We start from the raw sequence: 26,470 nt of genomic DNA, 5'->3' as shown, positions 1-26,470 counted from the left end.
TCTTGCGATTTGTCGGTTAGGCAACCCGGAAAAAGAAAACGAAAGTTCAGTTTTCTGATTGTTTCCGAAATTCTTAGGGTCTCAATAGCGAACAAAATGGAAGAAATAAAATCATCCGAATTCGTTTCTGCAAATATCGCGGTTTTGGGAGGCGGGCCGATGGGAATTTATCTTTCCACGTATCTTTCTCCTAAGGCAAAGGAAATTTTTCTTTGGTACGACGATCGTAAAAGGGCCGCAAAAATCGAAAAGGAAAGGGTCGCTTCGATTCTTGAAGATTCCATCACCCTGCCCGAAAACGTTCATATAAGAAGCGAGCTCGATTTTTTAAGAACCGGTTCTTGGATTCTCGTAATCGCGGTTCCATCGAGATTGATGGAAGGGGTTTTGGACGAATTGATCAAGGTCTTGGATAAAAATTCCTCTCATTTTATCTTTACGTTTACGAAAGGACTTTTATCCTCCTCCACAAGAAGAAAAACGAATTGTATTACATATTCTGAATATTTACGAAAACTTTCCGTTACGGGAGAATTCAAGGACATCGAATACACCGCGGTCAACGGTCCTAACATATTGGGAGAATTAAAACGGGGACATCATAGTTTTTACTGTTTGTCTTCTTTCGGATCCAAATCGGTGGAAATCTTTGAGACGTTATTCGACGGCTCTCGCAATCATACAAAAACGTACGAAGATCTTGTCGGTTTGGAAGTGTTCGGAGTTATGAAAAATCCGATCGCGATCGCTTGCGGAATCGCTTCCGGAATTCCCGAATGCGGAAGCAACTTCGAAGGAGAATTGATCAGTCTCGGATATTCCGAAATCATCTCCCTTTTGGAAACGTTAGGAATTCCGACCCGACTTGTTAGCGAATACGGACTTGCGGATCTGATCGTATCCTGCACTTCCCGTTATAGTCGCAACAAAGCCTACGGTCATCGGTTCGTGCATAAATTGATCTCGGGAGAAGACCAACCCAATCTGATCGAAAGGATCGAATTGTTTTTTAATCCCGCCGAGTTCATTCAAAAGGAAGTCAGTCAAAGCGAAAGTCACGTCGAAGGCGCCTTCTCGCTCGCTTCGATCATCGCATTGGCCGAGGAAAAGAATGTGGAGATTCCGCTTTATAATACGTTGTTTCAAATTCTTACGAGGAGGGTTTCTCCTACGGAGTTGATTCGTTTCGTTTCAAAGTCGACTTCCGACGAGGTTCGTCATATTTCCAAAACCGCGACAAAACGTTCCGGTTTGGGAACGGCTTCCGGTAAAAAGTTTCAAGAGGCTTTGAGTAAAAACGTACTTCGTCATATCAACGGACAACCGGGAATGACGGATCGTATCGTCAAACAATCCCCGCTTCTCGTAAAGTCTTTGGAAAAACGTTATAAAGAAGCAGAGGAAGCCGACGATATCACGGATCTTTTACAGATCCCGAAAGAGATACAACTTTGGAACGAAGTCGAAAAAAAGTTTCAGGAAAAAGGGAACAAGGATCTTACAAGAATATTAGATTTTTATGTTTCTGAAATTGCGGACGACTATAAACCGTTTTTACGGGACACACTCATTCATCTGATCGCCCCGGCTCGTTATATTTTAAGCGGTTTTAAACCGGGCGCCGGATTGCCCAAAATCGGAGGTTGTGTAAAAGAGGTAAAGGCGCTTGCTTCGAGATACGATATTCTTTATACGCCGACTCACAGATCTCATTTGGATTCCATCGAAGTCGCCTTCGGTTTAAAATGGCTCGGACTTCCGGTGCCGAGATACGCCGCCGATAAAAAAGTGATGGCGACTCCGGGACTTGCGAGCGTCTTGAAAACTCTGGGCGCCTACATGGTGGATAGAAAACGAAATCGGAATATTCTATATTTGGAATGTTTAACTCAGTATTCTACGATGATGTTGGAGGCGGGAATTCCGACCTTGGTGTATCCGGAAGGAACCCGGTCTCGAACCGGAGGTATACTTCCCATCAAAACGGGAATTTTGTCCACTTCCGTAGAAGCTTACAAACATACCGGTTCCGAAGTTATCGTAGTTCCGATCGCGTTATCTTATGAAAACGTTCCCGAGGACGAAGAGTTTTGCGGAACGGATAATAAAGTCAGCTTTAAGGATTTTTTCTACAAAAGAACCGAAGTGTATATGGATCTTTGCGAACCGATTCCGGTTTCAAGATACATCCACGAAGAAGATCCGACCGGGTTGATCGGGTTTGAAATCACGCAAGGTTGGAAAAAATACAGGAGAATTCTACCGAATCAGCTCGTCGCGCGTTTGCTCACCGGACCTGAAGTGGCGGTGAACGAGTTGAGGAACTTAATCAAAGAAACGATCCTGACTACAAAAGGAAATTATCTCACTCGGGATTCGGACGAGATTTTGAACCGAGGACTTAAGACTTTAAAGCAGAGAAAGATCGTTTCTTTGGAAAAGGAAAACGTAAAAGTATTGGACCGTAACCTGATCCAATACTATGCGAATATGTGCATCGACGAACCTTTTTAATCGACTTTGATTTTAGATGCCAAAAGAATCGCACGTTTACGAAGCGAGGAAATTTCCTCGCCTTTTGCCGAATAAGCGAGTGTGACTCCCATTCTACGATAAGGTCGTGTAACAGGTTTTCCGAATATTCTAAAATCCGATTCGGACATTCCCGATGCGATATCCAACCCTTTGATTTCCGGAGTTTTCCCGTCCGTACTTGCGAGAATCACGGCGCTTGCTCCTTTTCTTTCCTGAGTGATTTCCGGAATCGGAATTCCTAAAATCGCCCGAAGATGAAGTTCGAACTCGTTGAAGTTCTGTGTTCCGGCTAACGTGACCATTCCCGTGTCGTGCGGTCTGGGGGAAAGTTCCGAAAAATAAACCTTATCCTCGGTTAAAAAGAATTCCACGCCCCAAATGCCGAAACCGGTCAGTTCTTTCGTCACAAGATCGGCCATTCTCTCAGCTTCCTTCAGTTGAACGTCGGAGATCGCAGCCGGTTGCCAGCTTTCTTGATAATCTCCTCTTTCTTGTCTGTGGCCGATCGGCGGACAGAAAAGCGTTTTACCGTTTTTCTGAGTTACCGTTAAAAGTGTGATCTCGGATTCAAAAGCAATGAATTCTTCTACGATGACCTCCGCGGCTCCTGCACGACCTTTCGTTTGTGAAGCGTTCCAAGCTTTGGAAATATCTTTCGGAGATTGGATCACAGACTGTCCCTTACCCGATGAAGACATGAGAGGTTTGACTACACAAGGAAAACCTAATGTTTCGGTCGCTTTTATCAGCTCCTCTTCGGAAGAAGCGTATGAATATTTTGCGGTGAGAAGTTTTAGGTCTTTCGCCGCCAGATCTCGAATCGCTTTCCGATTCATCGTAAAGTTGGCGGCCTTTGCCGAAGGGACAACTTGATATCCTTGTTTTTCGTATTCGTAAAAACGTTCCGTTCTTATCGCCTCGATTTCGGGAACGATCAGATCCGGTTTATGTTTTGCTACGACTTGATCCAAAAGATTTGCATCGAGCATGTTGATGATTTCTTTTTCATGAGCCACCTGCATGGCGGGAGCGTTATCGTAAGAATCGACTGCAACGACGTATTGTCCCAACCTTTGAGCCGCGATTACGAATTCTTTGCCGAGTTCCCCGGATCCTAAGAGAAGAATTTTCTTTTTCATCTTACCGACAGATTGGAAGGATCGTTTGAAAGATCAAAAAGAAAATACGAATCCGTCTCAAAATAGTTATCTGTTCCCGCTCGGAGTTTCGAAAGAAAGTAAAAGGTTTTTTTAGGTCTTACTTCGTTTTAGTTCTGATCCGAAAAGATTGATAATCGACGTAATCGATATCGTTTTTGTTAAGACGAATCACTCCGCTCGGAGTATGGAGAATCAACTTGTCCCCGATTTGAGTAATGATCGCTCCTGAAAGTTTCGTGCCGTCGGATTTCACGACGATTTCAAGAACGTTGTAGTATTCCCGAATTTTAACCTCGTTATTAAAACCGTTCGCTTCCGCCTTGGTTTGGATATCGTGCAGGGCCTGATCCAGTTTGGAATTTTGGTCTTGTTGAATTTCGGAAGAAATGGAAGAAATCGTCGGTTGAGTCGAATCCGGATTTTGTTCGTTTAAGGCTTTCTCAATCAGATTCGAATCCGCTTGGACTAGAGTTTCTATCTCCGCGTTTTCTTGAGGAGTTTCGACAAAAGCGGTCTTTTGAAGGTCGCGATTTCCGATTTTCCGAATCGTGTCGAACTCCTTAGAAATATCTTCGTTGTTTTCCATTCTTGTCAAAACGAGTTGGATCATCTGATCGATATTCGGTTTTACGTACGAGGCCTCTCCGTCTTCTAAAACGATCTCGTTCTTCTCCAAGAACGTTATAAATTCCTTATAGAGTTCTTCGTCCTTCGCTTTGTCGACTTCAAGGATTTCCTTCGGAATTTTGAAAGCGATCGCGACCGAGCCTTCGTAAACTTTTACTTTCGGGGATTTTCCCTTCGTAAGTTCGAATGAGAACGTCGTTCCTCGAACGCCCGCAACGGTGGTCGGAGTGGAAATGAAAAAGGATTTGTTCGTTTTGAGCTTGTTAGTTTTAACCAGCAATTCGCCGGCTTGTACATAAAGATTTGTTTCTCCGTGTTGATCGTCGGAAATACTTTTTAACGTAAGTTTGGCGTAGGGCCTTACGCGGATCAACTCTCCGTTTGCGGTTTGAATATCGATCGATCCGGAAGACGTTCGGACGAGATCGTTCTCTTGCAGGATCAGGCCCGGGGTTGATCGTAATTTTTTTTCGTTCCTTGTGATTTCGACATCGCCGCTTTGAAAGATTACGACCATACCCGAAGAAACACGTTCGTTTTTGGTGAACAGGGACGAAATAAAACGGCAGGAGAAACTCGAATTCGATATGAGAAAGAAAAGAAGAAGGATTGAAACAACTCTTACTTGCATTAAAATTTCCTAAATTATATTTTTTTAACGATTTTACCGCACAAAAGAACGGATTTTCCGAAATCGGGAAATATTATATTATAAATTCAAATTATATCAAATCGCTTAAGTAATAAATTCATTCCGATTCGGGTTATTTTTAAAAAGATGGGCGTTCGATAGTATCTCGAAGTTTCATTCGATCGCTATCTCCGGATAAGACAGTGATCGTCGGTATAAAAGATTGTTTTACGGCAAACTTCGAAATTCGTTTCGCACGTATTGATTTTCTGCGTGGTCGGTCATTGTAGCCGAAGAGGGTTCCTTTCGGAGCAGGTTTTGATCCGTATCTAAAATAAAAAATATCGTCAGGACTCCGCGTAAAACGATTCGATCCTTGAGTTCGGTGCATTCGAATGGATCTTGTTTTGAAAATATCGAGATCGGGAGTTTTCGTACGGGCGGGAAAATTTTCGAAAGCGTAAGTTTTGGGAATCTATCGATTTCAGTTGACATCAAATTGGATTCACCTAATGGTTGGCTTAAAGATGAACGATCGGTTTAGACATTCTATGTTTTTATCCAAAAAAATAGCGGTATCGATTGTTTTCACCATCACCTTTCTTTCTCTGATCATCTTTTCCTTCAGCGTTGTCCAGAATCCGAACTATCTGGATAAAAATCCGGGTGTGGAATTTTCGGAGTCCATTTCGGAATCCGAGATTCAATCTTTGGAATTTGTTTTTGTTATCTTCCTCGTTTTTTCGGCGCTTACCCTTTCGAATTCTATCAATCTACTGATCGTTAAAACTAGAGAATTGTTTCTTTGCGATTGTGGTGCGTTTTCGGTATCGAATATTCTTAGAATTGAAAGACTGAATATTCCGCCTCCATACTTTCCGTTTACCTGAAAATCTTAGCTTAGGTTTTCAGGTAATAATTTTCGATTACTCTGAAATTTAGGATAAGTTAATGGAATCATTAAAAAAATCAACTCATGCCGGAGAAGCAAAACTTGTTACTCCGAAGGATTTTCTTCCGGGTCTTCTGGAAAATTGGAAATCGGATATCCTTTCCGGTTTTATCATCTTTCTAATCGCACTTCCGCTTTGTATCGGTATCGCAATCGCATCGGGAGCTCCTCCGATGGCGGGAATTTTATCGGGTATCGTCGGCGGACTTTTAGTTTCGATCTTAGGCGGTTCTTATATAACGATTAACGGTCCCGCTGCGGGTTTGATCGTCATCGTTCTCGGATCTATTGAAACGCTCGGTCACGGAGATCTGGCTGCGGGATTCAAATACACGTTAGCCGCCACCGTGATTGCCGGGGCTTTGCAGATATTCTTCAGTTTTATGAGAGCGGGGGTATTGGCTACGATCTTTCCTTCCGCGGTGATCCACGGGATGTTGGCCGCAATCGGGGTTATCATTTTTCTCAAGCAGTTTTTTACGGCTGTGGGTTATGCTCCGGCGACAAAATCGATCATTGGATTGATAAAAGAACTCCCGATCGGTTTAGTCCATCTCAATCCAGAGATTGCGATCGTCGGATTTATCAGTATTATCGTCTTGGTGGGTATTCCTTTTCTTCCGAATGCCAAACTGAAAAAAATACCGGGACCCTTGGTTGTCGCGAGCCTCGGGATTGCAATGGGAGTTGCATTTCAGTTTAACGTCGAACATACGTACTCGCTTTTGGGTAATGAATTTACGGTCGGACCGAAAAGTTTAGTTTCCATTCCCGCAAACTTCCTGGATGGATTTACGTTTCCGGATTTTAGCCGGGTCAACACCGTGGAATTCTTTTCTCAGGTAATGGCCATCTTTCTCGTCGCGAGTTTGGAATCTCAGCTTACTGTGGCCGCGGTCGATAAGCTGGATCCTTATAGAAGGAATTCCGATCTCAACAGGGATCTTTTTTCAAAAGGTGTGGGGAACTTTGTCCTGGGTTTGATCGGAGGACTGCCGATTATCGCGGAAGTCGTGAGAAGTTCCGCCAACATCCATAACGGGGCTAAAACCCGATGGTCCAATTTTTTCCACGGAGCCTTTCTCCTCATTTTCATTTTGGTTCTGCCCGGTATCGCGAGGATGATTCCGCTTGCTTCGCTCGCGGCGATTCTTATGGTTACGGGTTACCGACTTGCGATTCCCGAGCTTAAGAAAACTTGGAAAGTGGGAATGGACCAAGTATTTCTCTTTTTTATTACGATCTATTTCACGATCGCGGACGATCTCTTGGTGGGTATATTTGCCGGTGTTGTCGCAAAGTTCGCGATACATATCTTGAATATCATTCTGCCTAAGGGAATTACTTTGAATGATTTTTTCAGAATTAGATCCGAAATTCATGAAACCAATCAAAAAATTAGAATCGAATTCTACGGCTTGGCGATATTCCTGAATTTTATATCCATTAGAAAAGTATTATATAGTATTCCGAAAAGTAAAAACGTACAAATTGATTTGTCGGGGATTCTGCTGGTCGATCATTCCGTGATGGAAAATTTACTGACGTTCTCCGAAAAGTACGAAGAGGAAGGCGGAAAGTTCGAACTCGTCGGTTTGGAAAAATTAAAACCCCTTTCCAATCACCCTTCTTCCGGAAGAAAGAACGTGGCTTGGTAAAAGTTTAGCGCTCTTTCTTAAGTTTAACTGAATCAATTAGGGTAGATTTATGAGAAAGATACTTTTCGATTTTATGGGTTTGTTTCAAACGAAACGGAATACGACGAAGCGATACTTTTTTTATATTGTCTTCATATTTCTTCCGTTTGCCGCCTTTGCGCAAACGAGCACGACCGAGCCGATCGTCGAAAATAAAAACGTCGATTCCATAAAATCGACGTCGGAGGAGAGTTCGGAAAATTACGTTTCTTCCATGAAAAAGGAAGGAGTGGGCGCCGAGTACAATCGACATATGTTCATCGATCCGGATCTTTCCAAGACCGTGAACAAATACTCGAATAAACTTTGGATCAACGATTGGATCAAGTTGGGATTTTATCTGAGACCCAGGTACGAGTCCAGAAACAATCTCAACTTCGATAAATCCAATCACGCTTATACGGATCGAATCCTACAAACGTCGGCGTTTTATTTTCTAATCGATCCGAGTCCTTACGTGACTTTTAAGATTACCGTTCAAGATACTCGGGTTTGGGGAGGCGAATCTCCGGCAAACGTAGGAGATATTCGTTCCGGATTTTTCAGTAATACTCCGACTTTGAGTTCCGATCCGAATGTTCCCGGCAGACCGAATAACTCGATCGCTTCCAATAATACCAACATTCGAGAAGCGTTCGTGATGATCAAAAAACTTCCTTTGGACGCTAAGGTACAAGTCGGTAGACAGGTTTGGGCGTACGGAGATCAGCGTATGATCGGCGGAGCGAACTGGACGATCAACGGTCTTTCTTTTGACGGCGCTCGGATCATGTTCGACTATGAGAAAGTTAACGTCCATTTTTTTGCCGCAAGACCTTATTGGACTCAAAGCGGCGTGAACGGCGTGCTTTCCTCGAACGATCCTAAACTGAATTCCACTCCCGGAAATACCAACCCTTCCGCATCTCAATCGGATACGACACTTTTCGGCACATACAATAGTTTCAAAATCTTGAATGAAATCGTTTTAGACGTTTATAATATAGATGTGGTTAAAAAATGGATTCCGCAAACCGTTCCCCCTTCCTCCGCAGACGACGTTCTGGCGCAAAACCGCAAGAGACAAAACGATATGTTATATACGACGGGTTTTAGGCTTACAAACAGAACTAACAAGAACAACCTTCCGCAGGGAAAGGCCTGGGATTGGACGATCGAAAGCGCTTGGCAGAACGGTTATAACGGTCAAAGAATTCATCAACGATATTTAGGTTACGATCTTCCGGCTACGACCGAGGACGGTATTCCTCTCGCCAATTCAAGAACCGAAAGAGTCAAGTATTCGGGGCGGTTTCACGTCTTTCAAACCGGTTATACTTTTGCGGAAAAGTTGAGGGTGGGCGCTCAGTATACCTATGCGTCGGGGGATAATAACAGGGCCGACGGAAGTGTTTCCACTTTCCAAACGCTCGTCAATCCTCGTTTTGGTGTCATTCCTTATTGGAACAACGTTGCGGGCCTTTCCGAAAACATAGATACGAAAAACCTGAGTTCCTGGAATGCGAATGTCACTTACAAAAGCGAAAAATGGGGTATGTTCCAAATCGCTTATATAATCAACGACAAGGTTCAGAAAAACGACGCTTGGTATGCGATCAACGGAGGCGCAAATTCCATCGCAGGTTCCGCGCTTTCATCTCCCGTTGCTGTGTCGACTAACGCGGCAGGAGGAACCACCTCTGCGGGTTCGACCGAAAATTACACCGGAAATTCTTTAACACAATCGTACACGACGGGTAGAAACATTTATAACGAATTGGATTTAACCTGGATGTTTCAGATAAACGATAACGTTTCCGTCTGGACGGGCGCCGGTTTTTTAGTCGCGGGTAACTCCGTGAGAAATTATAGGAACAGCCCTCTACTCTATAATGGAACCACCAATCAATTCGAACTGAACGTAGCGGCGTTTGCAAAACAACATACGTCCGCAAACAGCGCTAACGTTTATTTTTTCCAAGTGAATGCGGCACTATAGATAAAGGAGATTGAATATATCGATGGTAATTTTATCCTATTTACTCGTCTTGATGAGTCTTATCGCTCCTTTCCTAATCGGTAAAGCGCTCGGTAAGAATTTTTTCGACCAGGACAGCGCTATTCTCATCGGCTTGAGTCTCCAAGCAATAGTCGGTCTGATTATCTCCGTATTCGTAGGCGGATACGAACGACTCAAAAAGAAAACGGTCCTTTTGGGATATGCCGTATTCTTTTTGAGTACGGGACTTTGTTTTTTTGCGGGAAAGACGATCTGGTTGGTTTTGTTTTGGGAATTATCCACGGTTAGCGGATTTCTTCTTTATCAGGGAGAAAATTGGACCTCTTCGTCCGCAAAAAGTTTTATCGCGCTGTTACTTGCGAGCGGGGTCGGAATTTTATGTTTCACCTATTGGATTTATTCTCCGGACGACGACCTTGGAAAATTCTTCCTTGTGTTAGGTTTGTTGGTTAAGGCGGAATTTTTCGGACTCCACTTTTGGCTTCCGGAAGTCCACGCCGGGGCTCCGCCGCACGCGTCGGCGGCGTATTCGGGAGTTTTAGTCAATCTTCCCTTGATTCTTTTTCACCAACTCGTCGTTCCTTGGATCGGAAACTCGGTGATCATAAAGATACTGATTCCATTGGCCGGATTCGGCGTTTTGTGGGCGGGACTTAGTTCCGTATTTGCAAAAGACGTAAGAAAGGCGATCGCTTACAGCACGGTTGAAAATACGAATTTTCTAATGTTGTGTTTGTTACTTTCCGCATTGTGGAAGGACAGCAACGTGGAAGGACTCAAGGTTTTGAGCGTATCCTTTTCCTTTCTTTTCTTTATCTCGCTCATTCATCATAGCATCAGTAAGACGTTTCAATTCCTATCCATCGGTTACCTTATTAGACTTTCAGGAAGTTCTAATATAGATCAGAATACGGGAATCGGAAAAAATTCCGGACTTTCCACCGCATTGTTAAGTTTAGGAACCATTAGTTTTCTCGCGTTACCCGGAACGACGGGTTTTCTTACCGAGGCGACGTTTGTCAAACTTGTTGCGGGTGTTTTGGAAATTCCGGGACAAAGTGCGATTCTGATTCTCCCTCTTTTGATATTGGTTTCGTCGGGTTTGGCATTGGGTGCGGTCGGCCATTTGAGAATCTTTTTGGGAATGGTCATTTCCAGACCTAGGACGAATTGGACGGAGAATGTTCCTCCGCGGCTGGTTCGATATTCATTGATCTTAAGCGGGTCTTTAATTCTCGCGATCTCTCTTGGAATTTCCGCTTATACGTTCTATCATTCCCCCACCAAAGATTGGTTGGATGAGAACTGGTATCGCGGTTTGGCGAGCGTAAACCTGATCGGATTTTTGACGATTCTTGTCGTCGGAGTATTCGGTTTGAGAACGAAAATAGAACGAAGAAAACTCTGGGATTGCGGCGGGAATTACAAAGGGGCCGATGTGGCGATTCCTTCGAATGGAATTTCCGATCCGCTGATCGGTTCTTTGGGAAGGTATTTCACGAATGAAAACGGAAGTTCGAAGTTGGACGAAGCGATCCTAAACGGAATCGTGAGATTGTTGGATACGTTTAAAACGCAAGTCAACGAAGCCGATGAGGAAACGATTTCGATCAATCTTGCATTTTCTTCCGCAACCGTCGTGTTGCTCTTATTTTTGATTATCGGCTTGAAACTGGCTGAAGGAGATTTATGGAAATTATTCTTGGATACCTTGACTCGGTAGTTCGGATCCTTTCGTTTTTGCTTCTTCCGTTTCTTTGCGGTGGAATCGTGCTCAAAGTTCGTTCTTATGCGCAAGGAAGAATCGGCGCGCCCGTGTTTCAAATTCTCTACGATGCGATGAGAATGATCCGTAAAAAACCGGTGGACGGACCCTTTTCCGGATTTTTTACGGAAGCGTCTCCTGTCATCGCCTTTGTCGCGGGATTGGTCGTTTGGAGTTTGGTCAGTTACGAATGGGCTTCGTTTCTTTTGATTCCCTTTTTAATAGGAATCATCCGATTCGCGTTACTCGCCTATTCGGTGGAAAACGGAACTTCCTTTGCAGGAATGGGATCGGCGAGAGAAGTGATTCTTTTCGTGTTCTGCGAACCTGTTTTGATTCTGGTTTTAGTCGTATTCGAATCTCATATCGTCGTGAACGCGAATTTTGCGAGCCTTGCGTTCGGCGGATTATTTCTGCTCGGCACTTCGTTGGTAATCTTAGCGGAACTCGCCAAACCGCCGTTTGACGATCCGAGAACCCATCTCGAACTTACTATGGTTCACGAAGCGATGCTTTTGGAGGCCTCCGGAAGCAGGCGCGCGTTTTTCGAGTTAGCGCAACAACTCAAAACGAGTTCCTTGTTTTTATTTGTCGCAAAGATCGGAATTTATCACGGGGAGTTTTTTATAAACCATACCGTTTCGAAATTCTGGTTGGACGTCGTTGCGATTTTAGGAGCGCTTTTCGTTTCGTTTTGTGTGGGATATATAGAATCGAATAGTACGAGAAGACGATGGCGTTGGATTCCCGAACTACTGGGTTTAAATTTTATCTTTATGCTCTTCTTGGGCATACTTCTCAAATTAGGATGATCCTAGGAAAATTATATGGGAACAGAATTCAGTTATTTAATTCTCCTATTGATAGGAGTTGTGGTTTTATTGGAAAATCGGATAAAACGTTTGGTGTTATTACTCGGTTTTCAAAGTGTTTTCCTGCTTGTCCCGCTTTTTGAAGACTCGGGTTTCAATACTCATAGTCTTTTTTTGGCGGGTATGATCGTTTTTTTTAAAGTAATTCTAACGCCGCTTATCCTTTTCTGGACGGCAAGAAAAACCAACTCCGTAGAATCTACGTTTCCGAAAATCGGTTACATTCCGACTTTCGCACTTTTATCGATCGGTGCGTTGATTGGATTTTTAATGTTCGGTTTTACCAAATACCGTTTTGGCGAAGTGAATCAAATGTCCTTCCTTTATACTTTTCTAATATTATATGTCGGAATGGTCGGCTTTGTGGTTCGTCGTCATTGGGTTCCGGTAATCGCTTCCTTCGGCGTTTTTGAAAACGGGACGTTTCTTCTGACACAAATTCTACGAACCGGTTTGCCGTTGGGTATAGAATTCGGTTCGTTCCTTGATGCGGTGTTTATTATCGGCGCGGCTTCGACTCTCAGAGTCAGTATGCAAAACGAGCATGAATCCGAAAAAGACGAGGTATCGACATGACTCTATTTTATCTAAACGGTATCGGGGCCGTCGTTCTCCTTATTATTTTGATCGCTTATATTTTTGCGCCGACCAGAGGTCAAAGTCGGATTGCCATGTGGTCCGTCTTAATGATCGTATGCGCTTCTTTGAGTTTTGCCGCATGGAATGCGGAAGGTTCCGCGTTACAATGGGTTCTCATCGAAGCGACGACTTTTACGGGAACGTTGCTCGTATCTTCGAGCGGGACATCAAAATCGTTTCCGATTGCCTGGAAGTTTCTTTTGATCAATTCGTTCGGATTGGGGCTTGCTTTTCTCGGGATCATAATCGTAACGGCAACGTTACACGGCATCGATCACCCCGTGGAAATTCTCGCGGGACGTATTTCGGAACATCCTGAAAATCTGTGGATTGAAATCGGGCTATGGTTGGCCATCTTCGGCTATTCCGCGAAATTGGGATTGTTCCCGAATCACGTATGGGTTGTCGATACCTACGGGGATAGTCCGAGTCAAATTTCGGCTTTGATCGCGGCTTTCATTCCGGTTTCGGTTTGTTTTGCAATTCGTCCTTTCATCCATATGGATCATCAATTGTATCCGACTACGTTCAGCGCCGCCGACGGTTTGCTGATTCTCGGTCTGGCGACGATGCTTCAGAGTATCGTTGCTTTGTATCAAAGAAACGACTTAAGAATGATGACGGCGAAAGTCGCTTTGTTTCACAGCGGGGCTCTTGCGATATTTCTTTGGATGGATCTTCCGGATTCGATTTTTAACTATTTAATGGCGGGTAATATCGTTTTAAAAGCCCTTCTCTTTTTAACGATGGGAATCGTAAGAATGGATTCGGGCGCAAGGGAATTGAGTAAGATATTTCTTTCGGAGGCGATCAATAAAAGGGCGCTTTCCCTTTATACGATAGCGATCTTCCTCGCGTTCGTACTTCCCGGATCGCCGGTCTTTGTCAGCGATCTTCTACTCTTAAAGGCGGGTTGGGCGCAAAAACAATGGTTTGTGATTTCCGTACCCTTTCTCGGTTTGGTTTTTTTTGGAGTAATCATATATAAAACCGTTCCGTTGTTTAATTTGAAACACAGGCCGTTCGCAAAGGACTTCGCTTTAACGTTGAATATTCGACTTCTTGATTCCTTACTTCTCTGTTCCACCCTTTTGGGGATCGGGATTTGGGGATTTTATCGATTGTTGCAAGGAGGATTTTGAATGCGTACTGTCACGGGATTGTATCCTAGAAAAGGTAAAAAAGGGTATCATAGATTCTGGATTTCCAACGACGGAATCGAACGAGAGGTGATCGAACATTCCGAAAAAGAAGTCATAGAAGATTCGGCAAACCCGATTTGGATTTTGAGACATTCTTTGGGCGTGGATCAGGGCGAGGAGGATTATTCGTCTTTTGATTTCGAGAAATACATAAACGTAGGTCGTAAAACGGATCTTGAAAAATTCGTAACGAAAAAAGGAATTAAGGATTTAGTATATAAGGGATTGAAGGTTCCGACTCCCATAGATCATTATTCACATGCGGTGGGGCCTATCCACGCCGGAGTTATAGAACCCGGACATTTTCGTTTTATCGTTCAAGGGGAATTGATTAAAAATTTAGACATACGACTCGGTTTTCAAAAACGCGGACTGATCGATATGATAAAAGGAAAGGGAGCGAAAGATTCACTGCCTTACGCGGAGGCGATTTCCGGAGACAGTACGATCGCTTACGGAATCGCATTTTCAAGAATTTTCGAGGAAGCGCAGAATATCGACGTTCCTCAAGAGATCGATTTTGCAAGGCTCGTACTTTTAGAGTTGGAAAGAATCGCGACTCATATCGGAGATTTGGGAGGGATCGCAGAAGATATCGGTTACTATCCGTTACACGGGGTCTGCGCTCTACAAAGGGGAGTTCCGTTAGGCGTCATGGAAGCGTTAACCGGAAATAGATTCGGGAGAGGGGCGTTGTCGCCCGGAAAGGTCGTCTTAAAATCCGGATTAACCCGTGAGAAATTGGCGGAGCTTGCGGAAAGAATTCGCGCGGTTACTGACGACGTATCGGAACATTTTCTAAGGTCCGCTTCCGTTTCCACCAATCGGGAAAGACTTCAATCCTGCGGAGTGATTCGGCAAAAACAAGTCAGACATCTCGGATTTATCGGAATGGTGGAGAAATGCACTGGACTCAGCAGAGATCTTCGTAATTTAGAAAAATCTTATACGTTTAGTTCCCCTATTTCCCTCGAATTGAACGGGGATCAGATGAGAGGGGACGCCTGGGCAAGATTTTATCTGCGGTACGAAGAATTAAAAAACAGCAGCAGGTGGCTGGTTGAAGCGATTCCGAAATTGGAAGCCGCCTTGAACCTTAAACTCGGCAAATCGACCTCAAAGTCCGCCGTCAAAAAAGGAACCTACTATTCCGCGGTAGAAGGTTGGAGAGGGCCGGTGCTCGTATCTTTGGACTTGGACGCCGACGGCACGATCGAAGAGGCTTATATCAGAGAAACTTCCGTTCCCAACTGGCACGCGCTTGAATTGGCGGTAAGGGGAGAATACATCGGAGACTTTCCATTGAACAACAAGTCCTTCAACCTGAGTTACGTAGGAGTCGATCTATGAAAATTATATTCGAAATACTGAATATTCTTCGTCCGGCAAAGACGATGAACTACAAGAAAGTTTCCCCGTTCAATCCGAACGCAAGAGGTATTCCGGTTCCCGTTTTGACTTCGAACGAGTCTTGCCTAACGTGTAAATCCTGCGAACAAGTTTGTCCGACACATTCTCTCAAAATTCATTCTAAGGATAAGATGAGTTTTGATTACGGCGCTTGTCTGCAATGCGGGAGATGTTCGGAGGTGTGTTCCGACGGTAAGATCATAGATTCCGGTTTTGTTCACGTATATTCCACGGATCGCGAGGCCTTAAAGGTAACGTATATCGGCGGAATACCCGATGAAAAACCGGAAGTAGAAACCGAAGAAGTGAAACAATTCAGGAAGATCACGAAAAAAAACGGATTCCAATACAGAGAAGTTGCGGCCGCCGGTAATAATACTACCGAAGCGGAAATCAACGCGAGCTTCAACTCTCTTTTTGATAGTGAAGCGAGCAGGGTTCGAGTGGTAGCTTCTCCGAAACACGCGGACGCATTGGTTTATTCAGGACCGGTCGGACCGAATATGGAAGGTCCGTTAGATACCGCATGGGAAACGATGCCTTCTCCGAAAGCTTTGATAGCTTGCGGATCGGAAGCGGTTTCCGGCGGGTTATTTAAACTTGGTAAACTTCCAAAAGAACCGGATTTGTTTATCGCGGGAGATCCTCCGCGTCCCGATGTGATCGTTTCCGCGTTTCGTTATCTGATGGGAATAAGGGAATTTTCTTTTCGTGCCGAACTCGCAAAATACGTTCAAAACTTAAGAAAAACAAAATAATCTAAATTAGATAAGAATTAAAAAGGCAGTCGGAGATTTTATCTATCAGAAAATCATACTTTTTGCAAGTAGCCGTCTTCGGTAGGTTGGAATTTATAAAAATCTCAATCAAACGATAACTTGAATTCCTTATGTATCATCGAGATAAAATTGAAAACTTCAAAAGTCGTTTTTGGAAATTGCAGTAATCGAAAGAATGATTCTGATTTTATAATTCTTAATCAAATTAACGAAATCTTTCGGATGTGGAGAATATTTAAAATTGCCATCCGATAAGATGACTGGTCCCGTATAACGGATCGTATACGGTCTTGAAAAAATATCCTTCTAAAACAATATCGATTGTCCCTTAATGGGTGCGATCAAAGTCTAACACCAATGTACGGAACGGACTGTTGCTCATAGTGCACATTCGGCAAACAATAAGCGTGCGGTAAGAATTCTTAAGATGTTCACGTCTTACGGATCATCGGAGTTAATTCATAAGAACCGTTGCGGCTTAACATTTTGATAGAATAAATGGAAACTCAAGCGGCTTTTGTCTTTATCCATGAATCGTTCGTTAACTTTTGAGAAACGCGGTAAATTTCAATCAACCCGGGAACCTTTCAGACCGATTTTCTATCCATAGGAAAAGAACCGAAATCATTCGGAAGGAAGCGAATTTGTGGTCATCAAAGCGGGTTTAGAAGAGGCGATCTGCAACGGTTTGGATAGACTCGGGATTTTGAATTCCGGTCACAAACCTAAAGTGACCTTTCATTCTTCCAGTCTTAATGAAATTTATCTCGCTACCGTTCCTAATCATTCCTTCGGAGTAAAGGTCATCCCAAATAAGGAAATGGCCGAAACCGAAAAAGAATCCTTGGAACAACTCTTTAGAATCGGAGTTCGCGTTCCCGAATGTTACGGAATCGTACAAGCCGGAAATTATTGGCTTTTAGTGATGGATTACGTCGAATCCGGCTCGGCTTCGGGTGCGCGCGAAGATTTAATCCGAAGTTTGAAACTGCTTTACCGGAAAGATTCGAATTCTTGGGGATGGAAACGGAATAATTTTATCGGAACTCTTTCCCAAAAGAATCAATGGTATTCTTGCTTTGAAAAATTTTTCTGGGAAAGTCGCTTATCAACGCAATCGGATTTGGCCTTCTCGCGAAAATTAATTACGCTTAAAGATGCAGAAAACGTAAAATACGTTTTTCAAAAATTCACAGAGGAATGGTCTCTCGATCAAAGTAGCCCGAGGTTGATACACGGAGATCTTTGGACCGGAAACGTTCTCACGGGAAAAAACGGACATTCTTATTTGATCGATCCTTCGATCTCATTTTCACATCCCGAACAAGATCTCTCCATGTTGAGTTTGTTCGGTAGTTCCCTGAATTTGGAGGAGATGCAGCAGATTCTTTCTTCCTGCGGAATCGAAGATCCGGAACATTTCAAAGATAGAATTCCATTTTGGCAGATGTATCCCGTTTTGGTTCACATCAATCTTTTCGGACCTTCCTATTTATCTTCTCTCAGACAAATTCTGCGTTATTACGGTAAAAGTTAATTCCGATTTGGATTTGTGAATTGCTTGATCAATCCGTTTCAAAAAAGAAGATGAACGGATCATGAAACTTTCCGGAAATACGATATTGATCACCGGTGCAACTTCGGGAATCGGTCTCGAACTTGCAAAGAGGTTTGCGGGTTTGGGAAACACGGTTCTCGCTTTGGGAAGAAACAAGGATTCCCTTTCCGAGTTGTCGTCGATTCCCGGAATAAAAACCATTCGTTGCGATCTTACAAAGTCGAAGGATTTTGATACCTTGATTTCTTTGATTCGCAAAAAATATACTTCGCTTAATATTTTGATCAACAACGCAGGGATACAATTCAATCCCGATTTTTCGAAAGATTCGGATCAAAGCGTTTCGATCGAAAAGGAAATTCAAACAAATTTAACCGTTCCGGTTCGTCTTATATCTATCTTGATCCCGATTCTAAAATCGCAACCTAAGTCCGCGATTGTGAACGTGACTTCGGGCTTAGCCTTGGTTCCTAAAAAATCGGCTCCTCTCTATTGCGGAACAAAGGCGGGTTTGCATCTTTTTACGGAGGCGCTTCGTTATCAAATGGAAGGAACCAACGTTAAAGTGATCGAGATGCTTCCTCCTCAAGTGGATACTCCGATGACGGAAGGAAGAGGAAAAAACAAGTTGACTACCTCCGCATTGGCCGACGAATTTATTTCCGCCCTGGAAAGGGATCGGGAATATATCGGAATCGGAGTTGTGAAGTATTTGAGGTGGGCCTTGCGTTTTTTCCCGTCCTTGATTTACGGAATCGTAAAAAACGCCTAATGTGCGTTATTTGAATAATCGTTTGTAAGAGTATACGGCGCATAACGTTGAAAATCGATCGAATCGTCGATTTTAATTCGATATCCATTTCGACGGAAAACCGAAACTAAAATAGGAAAAGAGCTCGTCTTGAATTTGAATACAAAACCATTTAAATCCGAAGAAAGTTTGATAGACGTTCGAAACGTCGTAAAACGTTTTAAGAACACGGTCGCGGTGAACGATCTCAGTCTCCAAATTCGAAAGGGAGAATTTGTCGCTTTGCTCGGACCGAACGGAGCCGGTAAAACGACTTTGATCGAAATGTTGGAGGGAATTCAAAAACCCGACGCCGGTTCCATATCGATACTCGGAACCACTTGGAAGGAAAGCGAAACTTTTCTTAGATCCAAGGTCGGCTTGGCCCTTCAGGAAACCCGTTTTATGGATCGGATTACGGTTCAGGAAACTCTCAATCTTTTCGGAACTTTTTATAAAAGTAAAAAGGAACGTTTGAGGGAAATTCTAGAATTGATCAATCTCGAAGAGAAACAAAAAACTTACGTCGGCAATCTTTCCGGAGGTCAAAGACAGAGATTGGCCCTGGGAGTTTCTATATTAAATTATCCTGAAATTCTTTTTTTGGACGAACCTACGACCGGATTGGATCCGGGGGCAAGAAGGGACGTTTGGAAAATTTTGGATCGTCTCAGACAAGATAAAACCACGATGATTCTTACCACTCATTATATGGAAGAAGCGGAAACCCTTTGCGAAAGAATCATCATCATGGATAAGGGGAGAATTTTAGATCAAGGAACTTTGTCCGATCTTCTCGGAAGAACGGACGGAGGCGAGATCATAAGGCTTTCCATGGAGGACGGTTCCAATCCCGAAAAATGGCTTCCGTCCAAAGGAATGTATAAGTTCTTTTGGAATTCCACGAAGTCCGAAGCGAGGATTCACGTTTCCGCGATTACGGATTATCTTCCGGAATTGATGCAAACGATTTCCGCTTCCGGAAAAAGACTGAACATATTGGAATGTCACAAAAAAACGTTAGACGATCTTTTCCTCAGCATGACGGGAAGAGGACTGGAAGAATGAAACAGATATTTCAACTGGTGAGCATTCAGCTCAAGGCATTTTACAGGGAACCTGGAATTCTATTCTGGGCTTTCGTATTTCCGATCGCAATGGCCGGAGTTCTCGGAGTTGCGTTTAAAAATCGAGGATCGGAAGAGGTAAGAATCGCCGTATTAGAAAATTCTTATCAACTCGAAGAGCTCAAAAAAATTCTGGACCCGTCTCAAAACGTACAAAATATCCGAACGGAAGAATCGAAACTAAACCCCTCCGATTCGAGATCCGTTTCGTTTCCTTCTTTGAAATTTTTGATTCTTTCAAAGGAAGAGGCGATTCGAGATCTCAAAAGAGGAAAACTCAACGTAATCGTCGAAAGGATGCGGGACGGAAAGATTCACTTCTCCTTCGATTCCGAAAACCCGAACGGTCAAAGAGATTATCTTTTGATCTTGGCAAAGATCCGTTCGAGTCGTACGGACTTAGAATCGCAGGTGGACCGTTTGGATTCGAAGGGAACGAGATATATCGATTACTTGGTTCCCGGAATGCTTGCAATGGGTGTGATGAATTCCTGTCTTTGGGGTGTGGGTTGGAATCTGATCGAAATGAGGATGAAAAAACTTTTACGAAGAATGTCGGCGACTCCGATGAATAAGTTGTATTTTTTTCTTTCCTTCTTTTTTACGCGATTGGTCGTGACGGTCTTCGAATCCGCAATCCTGCTGGGCTTCACTCTTTCTACATTTGAAAACGCATGGGAAGGTTCCGTCGGAGCCGCGATTACGGTTTATCTTTCCGGAAACTTTGCGTTTGCCTGTATCGGAATTTTCATCGGATCGAGAGCTGCGAATTCTCAAGTCGGAAACGGACTCGTAAATGCGGTTACGTTTCCTATGATGGTTCTTTCCGGAATTTTTTTCTCTTATCAAAATTTTCCCGAGGTCGTACTTCCGATTATCAGGAATCTTCCGTTGACCTTGATGGCCGATTCATTGCGCGCCGTTTTTATCGAAGGGGCGGGTTTTTCTTCGGTGATTCCGAGTGTGATTTCATTGTTGGTTTACGGAGTCGTATTTCTTTTTATAGGAAATAGAATTTTTCGCTGGTCTTGATTCCTGAGAATTAAATAGTTTTAGAGATGTTTTCCTCTTCTTTGAGACAAGTCGCGTATTCTACTTTTCTAAAACCGTTTTTTCTTTCCTTGGATCCGGAGGCGGCACACGAGCTCGCAAAAAACTTACTCGGCATCGGTCAAAAACTTCCCGGCTTTTTAACTTTGATAGAATCGATGACGTCGTATCAAAGCGATCGTTTAAAAACAAAAGTCGCCGGAATCGAATTTGAAAATCCGTTGGGGATGGGAGCGGGTTTTGATAAAACGGGAGAACTTTATCCTTTTCTTTCTCGAATGGGTTTCGGTCATATCGAAGTAGGAACGATCACGGGACAGGCGCAGTCCGGAAATCCGAAACCGAGGGTGTTTCGATATCCGGAGGATCGGGCTTTGATCAATCGAATGGGTTTTAATAATCCGGGCGCCGATTTGGCCGAGAAAATCATTGTTTCCCAAAAAAAAACGAAGATCCGCGGGATCAACGCGGGGAAAACGAAAATCGTTCCCGAAGAAAAAGCGGTCGAAGATTACGTTTATACTCTCAAAAAACTTTCACCTTACGCGGATTATGCGGTTGTCAATATCAGTTCGCCGAACACTCCGGGTTTGAGAAATTTTCAAAAACAAGAAAACTTCGTATCTTTGATCCGAGGAATTCGAAACGGGCTCGGTAAGAATTTTATAATTCCGTTATTCGTAAAGTTCGCTCCCGATATGGAAACAAAAGATCTTGAAGCCTTGCTTGACACATCTTTGAGTTTGAAAGTCGACGGCGTCGTTTTAACGAATACGACGATCGATAAGTCGTCCTTGAAAAAATATCCGAACGTGGAAATGGAGGGCGGTCTTTCCGGAACACCTTTGAAAAATCGTTCCACCGAATTCGTTCGGATCGCATATCGAATTTTAAAAGGAAGAATTCCGATCGTCGGAGTCGGCGGAATCGATTCCGAAAAAGCGGCTTTGGAAAAAATTCTTGCGGGCGCTGATTTAATTCAAATTTACACTGGTTATATTTATCAAGGTCCTTTTTTTCCGCTGAGAATTTTGGAATTTCTGGATCGGTTCGTAAAAATACAAGATCTAAAAACCGTATCGGATTTGGTGGGAAAAGAAAAGGAAGTTCGTTTGGGTTCGAAGTAGTTTAGGATTGTTTTAGAATATTACGATTTTATTAAATATAAATTAGGGAATGAAGGTTATGTTGAAAAGATCATTGGCTCCGATTTTAATTCTTTGTTTTTTTGCGTGGGGTTGTCCTCTAAATCGAGGAAAGAACGACGATTCAAAAAACTTGGAGCTTCTTTTGGGATTGTATTTAATCAACGAAGCGAATTATTATTGCGGACCGGAAGAAAACGTTCGAACCAGCGGAAGCGCGCCCGATTTTAGCGTGTCGAATTCCAATTTAAGTCAGGTTCTTTTAACGGAAAACAACGCATACTCGGACGGTGGAACGGCTTACCTTGTCGGAACGGTGGAGTTTTCCGGAATCGGAAGAAACAATCCGATGGGAATCGTTTATGCCGAACAAAATCATCCGTTCTCTTCCAATCCGAATCGTTTTATTTATCCTCTTTGGTCGAATGCTTCGGGAACTTTAATTCAGGATAGTGGAAAAAGCGAGTCCTTAGGATATAGATCCGCGACGACCGCCTTTCCGATCGGTTCGACCCCGGGTTATTACGCTCCCAGCGCCGGGTATAACAATTTCAACCGTAACATTTTGGGCGCTAATTTTATCCTACCGAGCGCTCCGAATCCGTCGATCATAACTCGAAAAGTTACCAATAATACGGTTCAAACTTGCGAAGAATATAAATTTCGCGCGGAGCAGAGCGGTTTATTGGGAAGTTCTTCTTCGGGTTTGAATAAGGTTTGGCAATCCAGAAAAAAATTGAACATCAACTTGATCTTTATTCCTGCCGCGGTAACGACGCCGACGGTAGCGGGTATGGCGACGATGATTCAAACCTTAAAAGAAATTTATTCCCAAAATACCGTAAAGATCGACGTAACCGTGACGGCCTCCGTTGCTGCTGCGGGAAATACTTATTTAACGATCGATAATATTATCGACGATTACGGAGATGTGAACGATTCATTAGGAACTCTTTATAGAACCAACCCGTCGAACGTACAGGATCCCAATTCTTTAAACATTTATATCACGAGGGATTATCTGGTTTCGAGCAGCGCACCCGCGGGGATTTTAGGAATTTCATCCGGTATTCCCGGAATTCCGGTTACGGGTACTCCGAAATCGGGCATGGTCGTATTTATCGAAAATCATAGAACCGCTTCCGGTTGTGGTGCGGTGGGACAGGATTTGATCTGCGAATCGGACCAGGTATTTCTTGCAAAGACGATCGCTCATGAAGCCGGACATTATTTAGGTCTTTATCACGTGGTCGAAAAAGACGTAATCAAAGGACAATATTCTTTGGACCCGCTTCCCGAAACGCCGGAGTGTAAGGATCAAAACGGAAACAATATCGTGGGTTTGGGAGAATGTTTAGGCGAGGGATTTTACGATAGCGGGGGACTCAATCTGATGTTTTGGGCGGGAAATCCGAAAATCAATCAAACTCAATTGACGGGAGAACAAGGTTGGGTGCTTCGCTCACATCCTCTGGTATATTAAGAAAATGGAATTAAATAATCGTATGATGAAAATAAAAATAAGTTTTTACGGCGCAATTGCGGCGCTCCTATTCGGCATTTTTTCTGGAATTCAAGCACAGACCTTGGATCAAAATCAATATGAAAAGATTAAAGCCGTAGTTACACAAACCGGTCATATCGAAAAAGAAACTTTGGTTCGGGAAATTTATGCGATCAACTCAAATCCTCAGGAATATCTGATCGCGATCGCAAAAGATCCGGAGTTGAGAGTGTATGCGGTTTCTCAGATTAACGAATTGATCGCGGACTTCGGGGGAAATTCCGCAAGGAATTATTTGGAATCCACCATCTCCAACGAAAACGCGCATCCTTCGATCCGAAGTTCGGCGGTTTTTTCTTACGGAAAAACATTCTATTTTTCGGATAGGAGTCATACGGAGAATTTCCTAAAACAATATTCTTCCAACGATCGGATCGGGGCTTCCATTCAAAGTACTTTAAAAGGACTTCGTACCGGAAAGGTCGATTCGGTTCGATTTTCAGAGAGATTGAAAAAGGAAAATTTGGATCGGATCAAGGAAAAGAATTTAAGAAAACCGGGTTCTTCGATTCCTTAAAAGAAAAACGCATGTTGTTCGGAGAGGAATTTTTGTAGGTTTGCCGGTTTTTATCCGAAATCAAAGCGGGTTTTACGTTCAGTTTTGATCATAAAAAACTTTATAATATTCTAATCTTAAGTTCTGTGTAATAAAGTGAGTTCGGTATAACAAATGCGAAAGCGATTATATGTTGCGATCCTTAGAGGGAACATTGAATTTCTTATGAGCCCAAATTCTTTTACGCCGAACTCACGTTAATAGGGTGTTAGGAATTCTGCATATCAAAGGTTGAGATATATTTCCATTTAAGGAGAAGGTTCGTTTGTATTTCCGGAAACCTGTCTGCAAATTCCTTTTTCTTTCCAATCCAGCTTCCAATCCGTTGCGGAAGGATCCTCTTTGAACAGTCTTACGATCAGGTTCGAGCACGTATAACGAATGTTAAATTCGGAAACTTCGTATTCTCCCGAATAACGATACCAATGCGTATCCAAATCGCTTCCCGCCATCGGTTCGCTGATTTTTAGATTTTCGATCGTTTTTCCTTTCCATCGATCTTGGAGTAAACTTTCCTCGATCAATTTAAGAGCGGTTTCTTTATCAGGGGATTCTTTGCCCGGATCGGAGAGAACTATATTTTTACCAAAACCTAACTCTGAAAACAACCAACCTTTCGTGCGGATAAAAACGTAATTCGCTCCGACTTCGGTACGCGTTATGCTACCGTCTTTGCGTTTTGCGGTGACTAAAAACGGAAATTTATATAAAATATCCGCGTTGGGTTTGGAGTTTTCGATAAGAACGGGTTCTCCGTTGCTTTCTATGGATTGGATTTTATCGCCGGTATTCTTTTTAAGCCAATGAGTTTGAACGTCCTTTTTTGCTTTTTCCTCGTCCGGAGGTCCCGCTAACTGTGCGCCTAACACGGCCGGTATTAAAACGAGTAAAACCATTCCTGCTAACGCAAAGACATTTTTCATAGCCCATTATTAACGTCCTCTTTTGCCCCTTGTCAATGAATTTAAAGTTGACCGGAGAGCGGTAAAACGAGAGACAAAGTTCATTGAAACAAGTTCATTTAATCAGACACTCTAAATCGGATTGGGAAAGCGGATTCAAATCCGATCAAGAGAGGCCTCTTTCCAAAAGAGGAAGGAAAAACTCTCGATCCCTTCGAAAGTATTTAAAAACGATAGAATTCAAAGTAGACCTCTTTTTGATTTCGGATTCCAAAAGGACTATGGATACTTATAGGATCATCGCTAAAAGCGGGGACCTATCCTCCGAAACGATCGTTACGAAAGAATTATACGAATCCGATAGCGAGGATATTCTCGCGATCATCAGGGATTCGAATTCTAAGTTCAAGGATGTGGCCTTATTAGGCCATAATCCCGCAATCGAAGAAATTGCAAATCGACTCATCCGAGGTAACGAAGATTTATCGTTTTCCGAATCCGTGTTCCTTAAATTTCCCACATCCGGTTTTCTGAGTATACAAGTCGAAACTTCATCTTGGGAAGAATTAGGAAAGGTTCCCGGAAAAATAATTCGATTTTGGATACCCGGATGAAAAAGATAGGTTCCGACATTTTACATCCTCGTTTTAGTCGGGATGAGATTTCTGAAAAAGTAAAATCTATCGCTTCTGAAATAACAGAAGATTATAAAAAACTAAATCCGATTTTTATCTGCGTATTAAAAGGCGGAATTTACTTTTTTACGGACTTAACAAAAGCGATTCCTTATTCTACGGAAATCGATTTTGTTCAGGCAAGATCTTATTCAGGAACGTCCTCAACCGGAAGGATCGAGCTGTTAAAAGACATCGATACCGATCTCTCGGATCGCCATGTGATTCTCGTGGAAGATATTTTAGATACCGGTTTTACTCTTCAATATCTCGTAAGACATATCTTTACTCGTAATCCCGCAAGTCTGGAAATCGTAACACTACTTTTAAAAGAAAGAAAAAACATCTTGGAATTCCCGGTCAAATACGTGGGTTGGAGAATTCCCGACGAGTTCGTTGTGGGTTACGGTATGGATTTCGACGGAAAGTACAGAAATCTGCCGGATATTTGCGTTTTGGAATCGGGGGAATTTTCCGTTTAATATTTTCTTTGCGAGTTTGAAAGAAACGATTCGTTTTTTAGGAGATTGTTTCTTCGTAAACAATGTCGTTTTAAAATTTCGAATTACCGTATGATTTTTTATGACTCGGTTTTTGCCGGGCGGGTAAAAAAAATGTTTTTTAGTTTGAGAATCTTTCATACCTTTGCATGCGGGGTGATTTACAGCTTATCGCAAAATTATTGAAATACGTAAAGGCCGTAATCAATTCCATAAGTTGAGAGGATAATCGGAATAAGAACGATTAAAAGCGGCGATACTTGTCGGAGTTCCGACAAGTTTATCTTGAGATCTAAGCAACATGCGAATTTGGTTATTATAAAAACAACGAAATGT

Annotated in this window: 22 protein-coding genes and 1 pseudogene; 19 read left to right on the top strand and 4 right to left on the bottom strand. The window is 43.0% G+C overall.

Going from position 1 to position 26,470, the window contains the following annotated elements:
• Nucleotides 1-96: 96 nt before the first annotated feature.
• The gene (locus LEP1GSC194_RS00510; RefSeq protein ID WP_020771876.1) at nt 97-2,514 is read left to right on the top strand and encodes a 1-acyl-sn-glycerol-3-phosphate acyltransferase; all 2,418 of its coding nucleotides are present in this window, start codon (nt 97-99) and stop codon (nt 2,512-2,514) included.
• On the opposite strand, the gene purT is transcribed toward LEP1GSC194_RS00510, so the two are convergent.
• Nucleotides 2,511-3,674 (bottom strand): formate-dependent phosphoribosylglycinamide formyltransferase, encoded by a 1,164-nt coding sequence (gene purT / locus LEP1GSC194_RS00505; protein ID WP_020771926.1) that lies wholly within the window; start codon nt 3,672-3,674, stop codon nt 2,511-2,513. The genes LEP1GSC194_RS00510 and purT overlap by 4 nt on opposite strands.
• Nucleotides 3,675-3,792: 118 nt before the next feature.
• The gene (locus LEP1GSC194_RS00500; protein WP_020771764.1) at nt 3,793-4,953 is read right to left on the bottom strand and encodes a FecR family protein; all 1,161 of its coding nucleotides are present in this window, start codon (nt 4,951-4,953) and stop codon (nt 3,793-3,795) included.
• Between the two features lie 512 nt (nt 4,954-5,465).
• Here LEP1GSC194_RS00500 and LEP1GSC194_RS00490 point away from each other — a divergent pair.
• From LEP1GSC194_RS00490 to LEP1GSC194_RS00450, 9 genes are all read left to right on the top strand, one after another.
• Nucleotides 5,466-5,843, top strand: coding sequence for a hypothetical protein (locus LEP1GSC194_RS00490; RefSeq protein ID WP_020771966.1), 378 nt, complete (start codon nt 5,466-5,468; stop codon nt 5,841-5,843).
• 61 nt (nt 5,844-5,904) lie between these two features.
• A complete protein-coding gene (locus LEP1GSC194_RS00485; RefSeq protein ID WP_020771753.1) occupies nt 5,905-7,563 on the top strand; it encodes a SulP family inorganic anion transporter in 1,659 nt (552 codons plus the stop codon).
• A gap of 73 nt (nt 7,564-7,636) precedes the next feature.
• Nucleotides 7,637-9,580, top strand: a complete 1,944-nt coding sequence (locus LEP1GSC194_RS00480) for an alginate export family protein (protein ID WP_036040565.1) — start codon at nt 7,637-7,639, stop codon at nt 9,578-9,580.
• 22 nt (nt 9,581-9,602) lie between these two features.
• A complete protein-coding gene (locus tag LEP1GSC194_RS00475) occupies nt 9,603-11,324 on the top strand; it encodes a proton-conducting transporter transmembrane domain-containing protein (RefSeq protein WP_020771862.1) in 1,722 nt (573 codons plus the stop codon).
• A complete protein-coding gene (locus LEP1GSC194_RS00470; protein ID WP_020771855.1) occupies nt 11,291-12,178 on the top strand; it encodes an NADH-quinone oxidoreductase subunit H in 888 nt (295 codons plus the stop codon). Before LEP1GSC194_RS00475 ends, LEP1GSC194_RS00470 begins: the two co-directional genes overlap by 34 nt.
• 15 nt (nt 12,179-12,193) lie before the next feature.
• Nucleotides 12,194-12,814 carry a hypothetical protein gene (locus LEP1GSC194_RS00465; protein ID WP_020771756.1) on the top strand — a complete coding sequence of 207 codons (621 nt, stop codon included), beginning with the start codon at nt 12,194-12,196 and terminating at the stop codon, nt 12,812-12,814.
• A complete protein-coding gene (locus tag LEP1GSC194_RS00460; protein ID WP_020771951.1) occupies nt 12,811-14,019 on the top strand; it encodes a proton-conducting transporter transmembrane domain-containing protein in 1,209 nt (402 codons plus the stop codon). The genes LEP1GSC194_RS00465 and LEP1GSC194_RS00460 overlap by 4 nt, the downstream gene beginning before the upstream one ends.
• Nucleotides 14,020-15,429 carry a hydrogenase large subunit gene (locus tag LEP1GSC194_RS00455; protein WP_020771857.1) on the top strand — a complete coding sequence of 470 codons (1,410 nt, stop codon included), beginning with the start codon at nt 14,020-14,022 and terminating at the stop codon, nt 15,427-15,429.
• Nucleotides 15,426-16,247: an NADH-quinone oxidoreductase subunit B family protein gene (locus LEP1GSC194_RS00450; protein ID WP_020771796.1), complete on the top strand. Its 822-nt coding sequence runs from the start codon at nt 15,426-15,428 to the stop codon at nt 16,245-16,247. The genes LEP1GSC194_RS00455 and LEP1GSC194_RS00450 overlap by 4 nt, the downstream gene beginning before the upstream one ends.
• A gap of 165 nt (nt 16,248-16,412) precedes the next feature.
• Here LEP1GSC194_RS00450 and LEP1GSC194_RS22805 read toward each other — a convergent pair.
• Nucleotides 16,413-16,568: pseudogene (locus LEP1GSC194_RS22805) on the bottom strand (glycosyl hydrolase family 18 protein); the annotation flags it as partial.
• 346 nt (nt 16,569-16,914) lie between these two features.
• Here LEP1GSC194_RS22805 and LEP1GSC194_RS00445 point away from each other — a divergent pair.
• The 7 genes from LEP1GSC194_RS00445 to LEP1GSC194_RS00415 all read left to right on the top strand — a co-directional run bounded on the left by LEP1GSC194_RS00445 (nt 16,915) and on the right by LEP1GSC194_RS00415 (nt 24,019).
• Complete coding sequence (locus LEP1GSC194_RS00445; RefSeq protein WP_020771776.1) at nt 16,915-17,805, top strand: fructosamine kinase family protein; 891 nt, start codon at nt 16,915-16,917, stop codon at nt 17,803-17,805.
• A gap of 61 nt (nt 17,806-17,866) precedes the next feature.
• Entirely contained in the window at nt 17,867-18,598 is a 732-nt protein-coding gene (locus LEP1GSC194_RS00440; protein ID WP_020771889.1) for an SDR family oxidoreductase, read from the top strand.
• 129 nt (nt 18,599-18,727) lie between these two features.
• A complete protein-coding gene (locus LEP1GSC194_RS00435; RefSeq protein ID WP_021064499.1) occupies nt 18,728-19,684 on the top strand; it encodes an ABC transporter ATP-binding protein in 957 nt (318 codons plus the stop codon).
• Entirely contained in the window at nt 19,681-20,775 is a 1,095-nt protein-coding gene (locus LEP1GSC194_RS00430) for an ABC transporter permease (protein WP_020771811.1), read from the top strand. Before LEP1GSC194_RS00435 ends, LEP1GSC194_RS00430 begins: the two co-directional genes overlap by 4 nt.
• A gap of 26 nt (nt 20,776-20,801) precedes the next feature.
• Nucleotides 20,802-21,920: a quinone-dependent dihydroorotate dehydrogenase gene (locus tag LEP1GSC194_RS00425; protein WP_020771765.1), complete on the top strand. Its 1,119-nt coding sequence runs from the start codon at nt 20,802-20,804 to the stop codon at nt 21,918-21,920.
• Between the two features lie 58 nt (nt 21,921-21,978).
• The gene (locus LEP1GSC194_RS00420) at nt 21,979-23,421 is read left to right on the top strand and encodes a M43 family metalopeptidase leptolysin (protein WP_020771835.1); all 1,443 of its coding nucleotides are present in this window, start codon (nt 21,979-21,981) and stop codon (nt 23,419-23,421) included.
• A gap of 22 nt (nt 23,422-23,443) precedes the next feature.
• A complete protein-coding gene (locus tag LEP1GSC194_RS00415) occupies nt 23,444-24,019 on the top strand; it encodes a hypothetical protein (protein ID WP_020771850.1) in 576 nt (191 codons plus the stop codon).
• Nucleotides 24,020-24,306: 287 nt separating this feature from the next.
• Here the strand turns inward: LEP1GSC194_RS00415 and LEP1GSC194_RS00410 are convergent, their stop codons facing one another.
• A complete protein-coding gene (locus LEP1GSC194_RS00410) occupies nt 24,307-24,981 on the bottom strand; it encodes a hypothetical protein (RefSeq protein ID WP_020771771.1) in 675 nt (224 codons plus the stop codon).
• An 83-nt stretch (nt 24,982-25,064) separates the two neighbouring features.
• Here LEP1GSC194_RS00410 and LEP1GSC194_RS00405 point away from each other — a divergent pair, with 83 nt between their 5' ends.
• Both LEP1GSC194_RS00405 and hpt read left to right on the top strand, forming a co-directional pair.
• Nucleotides 25,065-25,574 (top strand): SixA phosphatase family protein, encoded by a 510-nt coding sequence (locus LEP1GSC194_RS00405; protein ID WP_017808684.1) that lies wholly within the window; start codon nt 25,065-25,067, stop codon nt 25,572-25,574.
• On the top strand, nt 25,571-26,116 hold the full coding sequence (gene hpt / locus LEP1GSC194_RS00400) for a hypoxanthine phosphoribosyltransferase (RefSeq protein ID WP_017808683.1): 546 nt from the start codon (nt 25,571-25,573) through the stop codon (nt 26,114-26,116). The genes LEP1GSC194_RS00405 and hpt overlap by 4 nt, the downstream gene beginning before the upstream one ends.
• The last annotated feature ends 354 nt before the right edge of the window (nt 26,117-26,470 follow it).

Source organism: Leptospira alstonii serovar Sichuan str. 79601 (assembly GCF_000347175.1).
Taxonomy (GTDB): domain Bacteria; phylum Spirochaetota; class Leptospiria; order Leptospirales; family Leptospiraceae; genus Leptospira; species Leptospira alstonii.
This window is presented reverse-complemented; position numbering and strand designations above follow the sequence as displayed.

What these genes read in the sequence shown, in the direction of transcription:
- LEP1GSC194_RS00510 (WP_020771876.1), top strand. Translation starts at nt 97, where the DNA reads ATGGAAGAAATAAAATCATCCGAATTCGTTTCTGCAAATATCGCGGTT.
- purT (WP_020771926.1), bottom strand. Translation starts at nt 3,674, where the DNA reads ATGAAAAAGAAAATTCTTCTCTTAGGATCCGGGGAACTCGGCAAAGAA.
- LEP1GSC194_RS00500 (WP_020771764.1), bottom strand. Translation starts at nt 4,953, where the DNA reads ATGCAAGTAAGAGTTGTTTCAATCCTTCTTCTTTTCTTTCTCATATCG.
- LEP1GSC194_RS00490 (WP_020771966.1), top strand. Translation starts at nt 5,466, where the DNA reads ATGGTTGGCTTAAAGATGAACGATCGGTTTAGACATTCTATGTTTTTA.
- LEP1GSC194_RS00485 (WP_020771753.1), top strand. Translation starts at nt 5,905, where the DNA reads ATGGAATCATTAAAAAAATCAACTCATGCCGGAGAAGCAAAACTTGTT.
- LEP1GSC194_RS00480 (WP_036040565.1), top strand. Translation starts at nt 7,637, where the DNA reads ATGGGTTTGTTTCAAACGAAACGGAATACGACGAAGCGATACTTTTTT.
- LEP1GSC194_RS00475 (WP_020771862.1), top strand. Translation starts at nt 9,603, where the DNA reads ATGGTAATTTTATCCTATTTACTCGTCTTGATGAGTCTTATCGCTCCT.
- LEP1GSC194_RS00470 (WP_020771855.1), top strand. Translation starts at nt 11,291, where the DNA reads ATGGAAATTATTCTTGGATACCTTGACTCGGTAGTTCGGATCCTTTCG.
- LEP1GSC194_RS00465 (WP_020771756.1), top strand. Translation starts at nt 12,194, where the DNA reads ATGGGAACAGAATTCAGTTATTTAATTCTCCTATTGATAGGAGTTGTG.
- LEP1GSC194_RS00460 (WP_020771951.1), top strand. Translation starts at nt 12,811, where the DNA reads ATGACTCTATTTTATCTAAACGGTATCGGGGCCGTCGTTCTCCTTATT.
- LEP1GSC194_RS00455 (WP_020771857.1), top strand. Translation starts at nt 14,020, where the DNA reads ATGCGTACTGTCACGGGATTGTATCCTAGAAAAGGTAAAAAAGGGTAT.
- LEP1GSC194_RS00450 (WP_020771796.1), top strand. Translation starts at nt 15,426, where the DNA reads ATGAAAATTATATTCGAAATACTGAATATTCTTCGTCCGGCAAAGACG.
- LEP1GSC194_RS00440 (WP_020771889.1), top strand. Translation starts at nt 17,867, where the DNA reads ATGAAACTTTCCGGAAATACGATATTGATCACCGGTGCAACTTCGGGA.
- LEP1GSC194_RS00430 (WP_020771811.1), top strand. Translation starts at nt 19,681, where the DNA reads ATGAAACAGATATTTCAACTGGTGAGCATTCAGCTCAAGGCATTTTAC.
- LEP1GSC194_RS00425 (WP_020771765.1), top strand. Translation starts at nt 20,802, where the DNA reads ATGTTTTCCTCTTCTTTGAGACAAGTCGCGTATTCTACTTTTCTAAAA.
- LEP1GSC194_RS00420 (WP_020771835.1), top strand. Translation starts at nt 21,979, where the DNA reads ATGTTGAAAAGATCATTGGCTCCGATTTTAATTCTTTGTTTTTTTGCG.
- LEP1GSC194_RS00415 (WP_020771850.1), top strand. Translation starts at nt 23,444, where the DNA reads ATGATGAAAATAAAAATAAGTTTTTACGGCGCAATTGCGGCGCTCCTA.
- LEP1GSC194_RS00410 (WP_020771771.1), bottom strand. Translation starts at nt 24,981, where the DNA reads ATGAAAAATGTCTTTGCGTTAGCAGGAATGGTTTTACTCGTTTTAATA.
- hpt (WP_017808683.1), top strand. Translation starts at nt 25,571, where the DNA reads ATGAAAAAGATAGGTTCCGACATTTTACATCCTCGTTTTAGTCGGGAT.